General features: G+C 36.8%; 13 protein-coding genes. 1 reads left to right on the forward strand and 12 read right to left on the reverse strand.

Annotated elements, in window-relative coordinates; translation table 11 throughout:
• Window positions 1-24: 24 nt before the first annotated feature.
• The 11 genes from QNH43_RS23630 to QNH43_RS23680 form a co-directional block, all read right to left on the reverse strand.
• Window positions 25-588: a histidine phosphatase family protein gene (locus QNH43_RS23630; RefSeq protein ID WP_283915935.1), complete on the reverse strand. Its 564-nt coding sequence runs from the start codon at window positions 586-588 to the stop codon at window positions 25-27.
• Between the two features lie 15 nt (window positions 589-603).
• Complete coding sequence (locus QNH43_RS23635; RefSeq protein WP_283915936.1) at window positions 604-1467, reverse strand: PP2C family serine/threonine-protein phosphatase; 864 nt, start codon at window positions 1465-1467, stop codon at window positions 604-606.
• Window positions 1468-1989: 522 nt separating this feature from the next.
• Window positions 1990-3264, reverse strand: a complete 1275-nt coding sequence (locus QNH43_RS23640; protein WP_283915879.1) for an IS110 family RNA-guided transposase — start codon at window positions 3262-3264, stop codon at window positions 1990-1992.
• A gap of 511 nt (window positions 3265-3775) precedes the next feature.
• Complete coding sequence (gene arr, locus QNH43_RS23645) at window positions 3776-4192, reverse strand: NAD(+)--rifampin ADP-ribosyltransferase (RefSeq protein ID WP_214796395.1); 417 nt, start codon at window positions 4190-4192, stop codon at window positions 3776-3778.
• Window positions 4193-4663: 471 nt separating this feature from the next.
• Entirely contained in the window at window positions 4664-5119 is a 456-nt protein-coding gene (locus QNH43_RS23650) for a GNAT family N-acetyltransferase (protein WP_283915937.1), read from the reverse strand.
• 186 nt (window positions 5120-5305) lie between these two features.
• The gene (locus QNH43_RS23655) at window positions 5306-6097 is read right to left on the reverse strand and encodes a phosphotransferase (protein ID WP_283915938.1); all 792 of its coding nucleotides are present in this window, start codon (window positions 6095-6097) and stop codon (window positions 5306-5308) included.
• Window positions 6084-6239 carry a hypothetical protein gene (locus tag QNH43_RS23660; protein WP_283915939.1) on the reverse strand — a complete coding sequence of 52 codons (156 nt, stop codon included), beginning with the start codon at window positions 6237-6239 and terminating at the stop codon, window positions 6084-6086. Before QNH43_RS23660 ends, QNH43_RS23655 begins: the two co-directional genes overlap by 14 nt.
• A gap of 692 nt (window positions 6240-6931) precedes the next feature.
• Window positions 6932-7792 (reverse strand): transporter substrate-binding domain-containing protein, encoded by an 861-nt coding sequence (locus QNH43_RS23665; protein ID WP_283915940.1) that lies wholly within the window; start codon window positions 7790-7792, stop codon window positions 6932-6934.
• A 314-nt stretch (window positions 7793-8106) separates the two neighbouring features.
• The gene (locus QNH43_RS23670) at window positions 8107-8931 is read right to left on the reverse strand and encodes an SAM-dependent methyltransferase (protein WP_283915941.1); all 825 of its coding nucleotides are present in this window, start codon (window positions 8929-8931) and stop codon (window positions 8107-8109) included.
• A 332-nt stretch (window positions 8932-9263) separates the two neighbouring features.
• Window positions 9264-9407 (reverse strand): hypothetical protein, encoded by a 144-nt coding sequence (locus QNH43_RS23675; protein ID WP_283915942.1) that lies wholly within the window; start codon window positions 9405-9407, stop codon window positions 9264-9266.
• The gene (locus QNH43_RS23680) at window positions 9404-10495 is read right to left on the reverse strand and encodes a GerAB/ArcD/ProY family transporter (RefSeq protein WP_283915943.1); all 1092 of its coding nucleotides are present in this window, start codon (window positions 10493-10495) and stop codon (window positions 9404-9406) included. Before QNH43_RS23680 ends, QNH43_RS23675 begins: the two co-directional genes overlap by 4 nt.
• Window positions 10496-11129: 634 nt before the next feature.
• On the opposite strand from QNH43_RS23680, the gene QNH43_RS23685 reads away from it, so the two are divergent.
• Complete coding sequence (locus QNH43_RS23685) at window positions 11130-11492, forward strand: hypothetical protein (protein ID WP_283915944.1); 363 nt, start codon at window positions 11130-11132, stop codon at window positions 11490-11492.
• 142 nt (window positions 11493-11634) lie between these two features.
• Here the strand turns inward: QNH43_RS23685 and QNH43_RS23690 are convergent, their stop codons facing one another.
• Complete coding sequence (locus QNH43_RS23690; RefSeq protein WP_349654787.1) at window positions 11635-11895, reverse strand: hypothetical protein; 261 nt, start codon at window positions 11893-11895, stop codon at window positions 11635-11637.
• Between the last annotated feature and the right edge of the window lie 40 nt (window positions 11896-11935).

Below are 11935 nucleotides of genomic sequence, written 5' to 3' on the forward strand. Positions count from 1 at the left end.
CCGTTCATTAAATTAAGTATTTAATTAGATGTTTATTATTTTATCTTCATCCCATATACGTTCCAAAATCAATTCATTATTAATACAGTTTATTTGAAAAACGTCAGGATTACTAAGATTTTTCCAACACTCGAAATCAAAGTCACTATTATAATTCTTTAAAAGTAAGGATATTATATTTCCGTGACTGACGATTACTGTGTTTTCAGTCCCACTTTTAAAGACTTCTTCTACAACATTTACGATTCGATTCTTCGCTTCTTGACTTGACTCTCCTCCTTCAAATTTTAATTCCATATCATTAAATGTTGCTTTTAGTTTTTCATACCAATCAGGTAAGTCCGTTGTGCTTAGTGTTCGTTCTGAGAGGCGTTCATCAATCTCTATTTTAATATTTGTTTTCTCACTTAATGGTTCCACTGATTGAATAGCACGCAAAAACGGACTAGATATTATTCGGTCAATTTTTGCATCACTGAAGAAATCAACTAAATATTTCGCTTGTTTCGATCCTTTTTCTGTTAATGTAGATTCCGAAGGTTGCCCCTGTGCTTCGCAATGTCTGACAATGTAAATCTTCTTTAGCATAAGACCCTCCCACCTCTATAGGTCGCTTGGTTTACTTGCTTCTTCTGATATATAAACTTCCCAGGTAACTATGGTAGTGCTATCCTTAACATTGTTTTCTTGAATTTCTTGGAACAATGATTTAATACCTTGGTCTATTTGACAATTAGCAAACACCTTAAATATTTCACTTGGATTTATAAAAGGTGCATTTGAACATTCTATTAAACCATCAGTAGTCAAAAATATATGATTTAACCCTTTTCTTAGCTCTCTTGTCCCACTGGTATAACAAGGCACTTTGTTATCAAATGTGTTGACCTGTCCTACCCATTCATAGAATTGTCTTTGATTGAGTTGATATTGTCCAAGTGCAACTAAATCTTGATGAAATAAATAAAGAATACAGTCTCCTACCGAAAACCACCAAAGATACTTATGTTTTCGTACTACGATTAAACAGGAGGTTTCACCTTTTACTTTACGACAAATAGAAAGAAATTTATCACTTTGAAAAAGCTTTAATACCTTCTCTTCTAGGTTTTTAAACATTTGATGATTTGTAGTAGAAAAGGATAATAGGTTTTCCATATCAGTTTTATTCTGTTTAAAAAGTTCAATCACTATCTCAGCACTCTCGGCAGTATAGTGTGCATCTAATATAATTACGAATTCCCAGTCCTCATTTTTATTTGACCAGACTAAGCAACCATCTTCATTCTTATTTTGACCTGCTTCTGAGTTTCCTCCATATCGTCCAACTATAATTTGGTTAAGCCTTTGAATATCTGGGTTATCAATAAAATCTTCCTGACTTCCAACCCAACTAAATTCTACACCCTTATAAGTCCCTGAAGTTTGCGTATCTTCAGTGTAGTTATTACAAAAACAACCTTCCACAATAACTATCCCCTTTTCCGATATCGATAAAATTATAAAACAAATATAACTAAATTTGTTATTTATCTAACTATTGTTAATGAATATTCCAAATGATTATATTTGTTCAGATAATTACTCTCTTAATGAACTCCCTCAGTTTAATAGATAATGCTCACGAATACTCGCTTATTCGCAGGATTTCAAACCACATGGTATAGGTTGCTTCAGATGAACGAAAGAGATAGGACCGTTTTGATAAGATGAGGGCAGATTGAAATAGGGGATCTGTTAAAAATCCCATATTATTACATATACTGCACGTATTCTCCACGCTGCCCCTGGAGGCTTTCCCTCCCATGTCTCAACGGGTCATAATCCTATGCCCTTTCATTCCTTCGTCATGCCTATCCAAGGGGTGAAGGCCGGTTTTGCTAACAGAACGGGTCATTGCCCTTTTGTTCATTACATCCAGTACTTCGTGCTTTCTTTGAAATCCTACGGATAAGCCAACTTTCGTTATATAACAATGTGAATGTAAATTTACGCTGCTAGTTGTTCAATTGAGAAGATCATTTCCGGTTTATAGGCAGAGCCATTACGAGCTATCCCTACTAGGACACGGGCGAGTTTTCCACAAAGTTTCATGATGGATTTCATTTTCTTAATCTTCTTCACTTTAACATTATTCGAGTGTAGGGCTTTAAACTCAGGGTTATTCATCACCAGACTCATGGTCGCAAGGAAGATGTAACGCCGCAGGCGTGATCTTCCACGTTTGGAAAGAACAATTTGGCCTTTCCACTTCCCAGAGCTTGCTTCAGCGAGATGCAATCCTGCATGACGAAGGAGCGCATTCCCGTGAGCGAACCCACTCAAATCTCCAGCTTCTCCTAAGATTCCCGCTAGTGAAATCTCGCTGATTCCTTTAATGGCAAGTATTTGCTTAACGAATGGAATCTGTTCCAAGACGTTTGTGACTTCTTGCGTCACTCTTTCGAGTTGGGATGAAGCGAGATCATATTCCTCTAATAACTGTCCCAAATGAAGTTTATACGCATCAAGGGCTTGTTTCGTACCAATTGAACGCTTGGCCAATACAAGCAGGGAACGGGCTTTTTTATGCCCGGAATGTCGCTTCATACATGATTTCCATCCGGTTACGATATCTTGAGGCTGTAAGGAACATAATTCAGCTGGGGTAGGAAAGAGGCGTAGGGTTGCGATTGCCCCTTTACATGATACGTCTTTAAACACTTGCCGGAGCTCGGGAAAGACAACATCCACCCAGCGATTAATTTGGTTGATGGAGCTAACAAGACGCTTAACGATCACATCTCGGTTAGCCATAAGGACACGAAGTTTTTCAAATGATTCTGAAGTGGAACGAACGAAGGCATAGTAGCCATTCTTCACCATATCAGCGATGACAAGGGCATCTTTTTTATCACTTTTGGATTGCGTATTATCACGATTTTCTTTGTTTCTTTTGACATGGTGAGGATTGACGGTGACGACATCCATGTTTTGTTTGACTAGCCACTTTGAAAGGTTTATCCAATAATGGCCGGTAGGTTCCATTCCGACTATCGTTGTGTCTAGATTTTTCATTTGTTTTAGTTCCTGGATCCAGTTTAGTAAGCTAGTAAAACCCTCCTCGTTATTTTCAAAAGAAAGGGGTTTCCCGACCACAATGCCCCGAAAGTTTACAGCACGGGCCACGTGTACGTGTTGGGCAATATCCACACCAACAACTAGATGTTGATCCGTAATTCTCTCAATTAGTTGATTTTGTTTGTTTTGCATTTTAAAATTCATAGTAGGGCTTCCTCCTTAAGATTTTGAGTTAGATTGGTCTCTATACTCGTATCTTACTGAGGGGCTCTATTTTTTTCAAACCTGATATTTAACGATCTACAGGAATGCTAACCTGCCCCGTTAGTCCAATAAGGCTTATTGTAGACCTGACACATATTTTGACGTAAAAAGAGTAATTTTACTATCTGGTTTTTTTCTGATTTTTATCCCGAAAATAAGAAATAAGTGCGTCACCTATAGTAACCAAAATATCAAAAAACTCTAGAAATAGATTTAACAATTATCCAGATGTGTTGCCTTTTGAGACACCAAGAGGGTCTTGGTGAAGTGAGGTCTATCAACTCCTTATCCTCCCTTCGGCCCGGTACCGTTGACAGACGCCATACGGGGATCTCTCGCCTTCGTGAGAGGTTGCCCCTAGGTTTTTTTCCCCCTAAAAAAGCAAAAAGGACGCTTAAAAGCGCCCTCAATGCGAAATAGAACTTTCTTGAACTTTGGTTAGATTTGAAAATTAATCGTATATCACATTTTTTCCTTCTTCACTTAATTTTTTTAAAGATGTAAGCATATGATTTATCTCTTCATCGGAGTGTCTTTCCCATGAAGCTAATTCAGCTATTATTTTTAGAGGCGATTTAGATCTATATGAGCGTGTTGGGTTTCCAGGAAATTTTTTATCAGTTAAGTTAGGATCATTTTCAAAATCTCCTAATGGTTCTACAATGTAGATTCTTTCTTTTGAATTAGATTTTGCTAATTCAGCACCCCATTTGGCAGCATTTAATGTTGCAGTAAAGTATATATGGTTAGATTTTTTTTCTTGGTAATTTGATAAGTATTGCGGTTCTAATAAATCACCAATTTCCAGTTCTGCTTTAGTACCATGAAAAAAAGGACCCTTATCTAAGACATCTTTTTTGTCATCCATACTGATACACCTCTTCTTTTTTTAGATTTGTATTTAGCAGTATAGTGTAGGAATTACAAAAAAAACAGTCTATAAAAAATATATAAATAACGGTATAATGTAAGTAGAGAGAATGATATTGAACGGAAATTACCTAGTATTACGTTTTAATTAGTAAGCAGGTACACTTTGGGAGGAAGAGCAGCGAAAGCTGCTCTTCCTTTTTTGTCTTTTCCCCCTTCGGCAGGCACAAAGGTTGATACTTGGGTGTTTAATTATGGCTAATTTTTAATAAATCTTTATAAACTATTTTATGGATTTGAGGTTGTTATTATGAAGATCTGCAGTAGGGAATTTTGGGTTTAATGAACAGCATGAATACACACGCTTGTTCAACTATCCTGCCCCTTTAGTGCCATAAGAAAAAGCTGCCTTAAAGACAACTTCGATTTTTCAGCTAACGCACCTAATAGCTTAATAAGACCTAATTTATTATTTAATTTTCTTTTTAAAAGAAGTTACAGCTAGACGTTCTGTCACATTTGTTTCTCCTGTAATTGAGAAACCATTTTTTTCATAGAAATTGATTGCTGGTGTATTTTTGGAACCAGTTGATACTATTATTGTTTCAATATCTTCCTCATTGTTTTCAATGAATTCTAATAACATTTTGGAAATTCCTTTTCTAAAATGTGTTGGATGAACCATTAGACGATGTATATCAATTACACCTTTTTCAACTTTTATAGAAATGACTCCACTTAACTCTTCATTCAAGTAATACCCATAGAAAGTTTCACCGGATTTTTGTAACGTATCAACTGTATCTTTTAATGGCGGTATTTCATAAAAATGAATTAATTTTGCCTCTGCCATATAGGAAGGTAATTGAATGTTTAATACTTCCTCAGCTAATTTAGGATTAGTTATATCGATTTTTTTTATCAAAGTTGTTCTCCTTTTAATTTCTTCTTAAACGAACCTGACACCGTTAACAAAATGAGTATTGTAATTCATTAGTTATTCTTTAACTTCGGATGTAAATCCTTCTTCAACGAACCTGCCCCGATAGTTCCATATAGAAAAAGCTGCCTTATAGACAGCTCTGATCTTCAGTCAATACACCCGTTGCACTTAAATCCACTCTTTTCCATGTACACGAATGAATTTAATATCGTTATGATAATGTTCAAGATGCCCTTCATCTATCATCATTTGAAAAGCAATGTCACCTTCACTGGCTTTTCTTGTTATGGTTTTACATAACCCCTCCAATCGCAGCACTACCATTTCCAAATAATCTTCTTTTACTCCTTCACCGTAAGATTCAAAAAACAATCTAACTCTTTCTTTTATACGGTTAGCGTGCTGAAATGTATTATAATTAACTTTCTCACCTGTTTCAGAAAGATAAAATCTACTTAAGGGGACGCAAGTGTAAAGAGTGTAAGCTATGTCCCAAAGTTTTGGGCCGGGTCCAGCGACATCGAAATCAATAATACCTATTGGTCTTTCATGTTTAAAAATAATGTTGTATATCGCAAAATCATTATGGCATAGTACCTCAAATTGTTGGGGGGTGTTATCTATCGATTGCCAGCTATCATCAAATGAAAAATCGCTGACAGAATCATGATAAAGACGGAGCATTTTCGCTATTTCCATTAAAACATCATCAGACCGCATGTATTCTTTTAAAGGATGATTACCAGCTTCTCCTTCAATAAATGATAATATCTCTCTTCCCTTTTCATCAATACCTAAAAACTTTGGGGCATAACTGAAACCTTTGCTCTCCAAATGCTCTAATAGCTTATGAACTCTAGGACTATCTGGCTTTAATTCTCGTCGCACAGTATCTCCCGAACGATAAACGTTAGAGACATTCCCTCCTGTTAGCATTTCTTCGTTTTCATGGTTTGACATCTAAATACCCCTCCCTATTTTTATCTTCACTCATTTGAACACCCCATTGAACAATCATTCCATTTGATGTTTCACCACAAATATCCATTAATTTTGTTGAACTATCCTGCCCCTTTAGTGCCATAAGAAAAAGAGCTGCCAAAGCAACTCTCTTATTGAAGTAAAGCACCTGTTATTGAAGAATTGTCATCGTATTATCTAAAACTTAAACACCAAATATCAATGTTCCTAAAATCATATATACAAAAGGAAAAAATATAGGCAATCCTTCTATCTTTTCGAGTGTAACTATATCAAACAGAAAATTCACAATGAAAATTAGAGGAACAAAGAATAACGAATAAGAAACAATAATAAATGTCTTTTGCATAAAAAGCCCCTTTGAAAAAGTATGTTCCTTAAATGCTAACATAAAACAAGTTATATTTGGGTCAATTTCCCATTATTTTATGCAACTAACCTGCCCCGTTAGCCATCCATGAATCGCAATAATCGGCGATTCACCACAAAGAATGAAAATGGTTAGCAAATGTCAATACTGATACTGACCTTAATCCAGTCACCCCTAATCCATACTAATTAATTTAACGCTCTCCTCTTTTTTTTAAACGATTGAGCAGGGTCTTTTTAATTATTGTTATTTTTCATTTTTAAAGAAACTTATTTTCATGGTAGTTGCATAAGAAAAGGAGCTGCTGATCAGCTCCTGGTAATGAAATGAAGGACTGTTAGCTGAAGAACAACAATTATAAATACCTTTCTTGAAGAAAAAGGCGAGCCTCGATACTGACACGACAGTATTAAGGGTAGGTTTTTGGGGGGCACCTCTATATTCTATTCCATCCACTTTTTGTAGAGGGCATCAAATTTCCCCTGCAGCCTCATTTCATCCATCCACATTTCCAAGTAGCTTGCATAAATGAAATCACCCCTCGGGATCATATAACCTTTTTCGCTGTTTGTGAAAGGCTTGTCAGTTCGAGCCGCATACAGCTTGGAATCAGCTTTTGCATACAGCATTGCTTCTACTGTGTCAGTGATCATGACATCATACGTACCTTCTGCAACAAGATGCGGGATATCAAGGTTGTTTTCAACAACCGTTACGTTAGCATGGCTTAGATACTGACGGACAAATTCTTCGTTTGTTCCGCCAGGATTTACACCGATGCGTACAGAAGGCTTGTTGATATCCTCAATGGTAAGATACTTGTCTTTATCTTCCTTCCGAATCAAAGGCACCTTACCGAATGAAAGGTAACCTTGTGATACATAAGCGCTTTTTTGTCTGGCTGTATTTCGGGTCACACCGCCCACAGCGATATCGAATTTGTCCGCTTCCAGGTCTTTCATCATCGCAGGCCATGTGGTGGCGACAAATTCCACCTTCACACCAAGGTCTTTGCCAAGTTCTTTGGCAGCGTCCACGTCAAAGCCTTCATACTCATTTGTTTCCGGATTCAAATAGGTAAAAGGTTTGTAATCCCCGGTCATTCCTACCCGAATGTATCCACGTTCGATTATTTCATCAAGCTGGGAAGCCTCTGCATTTTTCAAATGCCCTGGTGCATGTTCAGATGCGGGTTCAGCCGAGACATTTTGCGAGGAGATCAGGTCGTGACCGACGTACCCTGTACCTATCAAGGATAAGCTGATCACTCCAGCCATTAGTGTTTTTTTCCAATTGTTAAACATGTGATTTTACCTCCATTTTTTACTATATTTTTAATTAATCTACCAATTGTTAAAAATACAACAAAATAAATGAATCACCTTCAAAAAAACAAACACTTTTTATATTTAGGTTGAATTAGCGTAGCCGTTGATATGAAAAGGATTGAATATATTGGACATATCTAACATGTGCAATCCTCATTTAATTTCTTGCTGAACTGAACCACCTGTTAATTCTATAAGCAAAAAAGCAACCAATACGGCAGCCCTGGATCTTGACCCCATTAGTTGCAGTACATTCCTGCCGAAAAGCATATCTTCAACTGAGGAACTTATTACTTTGCACAAACAATGAAACTTTTTAATGAATTCTCATTTCTATTTGAAGTGTTCATCAATTCATAATAACTAGTTATCAACGGTTGTATCATGGAAGGAACTTTAATAAATTCTGCACGGATACTATTTGCATAATTTTTTTCCCATTGACCGTCTTGTAATAAGGTTGCATCGACTGTGAGTTGTTTCACCACTTCAAAATTTGCTTGCTGGAGCAGCTGGTGTATATGAGTTTTATGAAACAAGTTTTGGATATTTCCTTCATTCTTTACGAAGTTTGAATACAATCCCAGAATGGAAACTGCACAAAAGTGGGAACGTTGCGTAATGCAGGTAAAATCGAGGTCCCATTCTGCAAAACATATATGTTTTGCCAACCCACGAATTTTTTTAAAGTATTTCAATAAATCCTCTGGTTGCTTGAAATACCATGAACAATGGGATAATACCGCCACATCAAATGGCAAAGTTGATTCAAAAGAATCAAAATCCATTTCAAAATGGAAGTCAATACGTTCTCCTAATAGAGATTTCTTAATACGTTCAGTTGCTTGACCTAAAGTTAACGGTGCTCCGTAATCGGGACTGGCAATATCCATTGCGAAAACATATCCATTTTCTCCTACCGCGTCGGCTATTGCAACGGTTGTATCCCCCTGCCCGCAACCTATTTCTATTACACGCATTCCTTTTTGAATCCCGAATGCTTTTACTAATTCCAAACGGTGCTGCAACTGAACTTGTTGTATCAAATCATCCTCAAATAATTGATATTTCGATAAAAAGGATTTTGTTTTTTCGTTTAGTTGAAATGACTTCAAGTATCATTCACCCCACATTTATTGTGCATTGGTTCATCAACACTGAAAAAGGATGCCTAGCAATCTCCTAAGTAAAGCACCCGTTAGTTGAACAAAGTAACGAACATCTCAATTTTGGCCAAACCATTTAATCGTGGCTTCGTTACCATTTTCATATTCAACTTGTTGATTTATTGGTTCAAATCCCTCTTCAAGTTCCAATGGTATTACCTTGGATTTATACCAATATTACACTTTAAATAAACGATTTCTAGTTATGAACTAACCTGCCCTATTTGCTCCATAAGAAAAGGAGCTGCCAAAGCAACACCTGTTTAAAGTAATATTTTGTTTCACGATCTGGTGGAGGTAATTATCACCATTACCGGCGAGGTGGCTTGGCAGACAGTCGGTGAAATGGGAGCGGATTCGGAAATGACCTGGAACGTTTTTTTAATAAAATAAAATGCAGGCAAACTCCCTTTTAATTGGGTCATAAACGTTTCCTCCATTTTTTTATGGTTAGTAAAACCAAAAGAAGAGGTAAGTATAAAACAAGGAAGGCCACGCTGTATGGATTGATTACTTTATTTAATATAAATAAGGATTCCACATCGAAAAAAAGTATATTGACAAGCAGTATGATTATGGACATTACCCATAAGGGATACTTTTGCTGGACGTTGAATAAGCGTTTGACACCCCTGCTGGCAGCCCACAAAGGAATGATCATGTTGGGTATGATGACGATGGCCCACCAAGAAACAGTTATGTATTCGAAACGTTGAATAAAGGGGAATTCAATGACACTGGTCAATGAGAGTGTTAGCCATAGGGTAAGGACCAGCTGTTTCTGTGAATAAAAGACTGTCGAAACAAAATAAAGCAATAGGATCAATAACGTAGTGGTCAAGGCTCCTCCATGAGCATACTTTTGTGATGTTTCAGGATTTTTGATGAACGGATAAAACATCAGGATCATTTCAAAACCAAGCATTGATAATGAAGTAGTTCTGGTTCCTTTCATTATATCACTTAACGTATGATCGAATATAGGAAGAAAACCGGTGAAATCCGCGAATTTAAAGCCATATAGAGGTACAAATAAAAGCCAGTATGAAGCGATTACGGTTAAAAAGGCGATACCCGTTATGGTTCGGAACCCTCCCGTACATATATAATAAATCAGGATCAGGAAAACCAAAGCAAATGCCCAAGAAGGTATCTCTTCAAACATCCAAACATGAATGACATTTATATAGCCGATTATGACCGTCATTCCAAGAATAAAGAAATAAAGAATGAATAAGAAACTGAAGAAATTCCCAATCCATTTACCCCATGCCTGATTATTAGCAGAAATGATATCACCGGGAACAATACTGAAAATCTTATATATAAGCCAAATTAATATATGAACAATCAGTCCGGCTACGAGTATGGAGATCCAGCCATCGGTTCCCGTCGCCTTAGCTAAATCCCTTTGAAAATTTAATACGCCTAATCCAGTTTGCATGGAATGCAGTAAAAAAAACACATAGAATGGCGATACCTTATACTTTTCATTCACACCAGCTTGGTTCATAATGTACCCTCATTTATATCACGCGTATTCCTATGTTAATAATCTGGCTTTTACAGGACTAATTTATTCAAAGGAAACAAACGTTAAGTAGGTATGCTTACTCATTTTGAAGGTCTAAAAGTTTTCAATATCTATCTTTATATTAAGGCTGTTTTCGCATAATTTGTTGCTAATTACCAAGTAATGCGGTGTGGTTGATTTCCCCTCCAGATGCTCGCTTTCCGCGGGGCGGGCGGTGAGCCTCCTCGGCGTAAACGCCTGTCGGGTCTCACCTGTCCCGCTGCTCCCGCAGGAGTCTCGCACTTGCGCTCCAATCAACCTTAAATCGTTTCGTTTTAAAAACAACAATCTTTAGAAAAGAGCCTATATTAAAGAATAAAAAATTGGCTTTGGCTTAATTGGGATTAGCGGAATTATCCCCCCAATTGAAATCCGGGAGCCATGTAAGTTAACGTACAATCATTCACGATGCCTGCTCTATTTTCAAAAGTGTAATGCAGCCCTATACGATAATCATCACTTCCTGGGTGCAGGAAATAACGACCACTGTAAAGATGTTTAAAAAATGTGCCCATAGTACAATAATATAAGCAACGTATGTCTGTCTTTATTCCGCTAAAGGAGGAGTATCCATTTGAAGATCTCTTCAATATCATTCAAAGAACCTCCTGTTTATCATGAATTCCCTCCCCTCTATGAAGGTTTAGGGCTGCCTGAGGTATCTTCATTCATTCAGCAGCGATTTGAATTTGCATACACCTTGGGAAAAGTCGAAAAAACGGGGCTTGGCAGCATTCGCCTTTATAAACTTCGGGGGGATCTCGAAGTACATATATCTGATAAATTGCCAGGAGTGGGACCAATAAAGCTTCGGCAATTAAAGGGCTTGTTACTGGAGAAAGCCAAAACAGTTTTCATCGAAAATATTGAATCCGAACCAGAAAAGCGGAAGGTGTACTACGGCGAATTTCGTCGCACTGGAAAAGACGCTGAATAGATGTGCTGTTCACAAACTGGCGGCCTGTTTATGAAAGATCATTGTTTTCTTGGTGAATTTGTTTTAAAAAATGAGTTCAAAACTAACTAGCTACTGTTTTATATGTATTAAAAAAGGCTGCCTCAGCAACCTCCAATCCGTTTTATTTATCATTATCTAAATCATCATCAAGAAAAGACCTTTTATCTTCTATAACTCCATACTTTTTTTCAAGAATTTGACCGATATTTGAATTATTAATTCCTTTTCTTACTGCTTTTTCAATAACTATATAGAGAATGAATAACCCAACAACAAAAAATATAATTTCCTTCACTAAAAATCCCCCAAACAGCATGCCATTATTCCCCTTTATTTTACCATAAAATCCACAGTTCCTTGTTGAAGTAACCGTTTGTTGCATAAAAAAAGGAGCTGCTGAACAACTCCTTGAAATGAATAAT

It is taken from the genome of Peribacillus simplex, assembly GCF_030123325.1.
Taxonomy (GTDB): Bacteria; Bacillota; Bacilli; order Bacillales; family DSM-1321; genus Peribacillus; species Peribacillus simplex_D.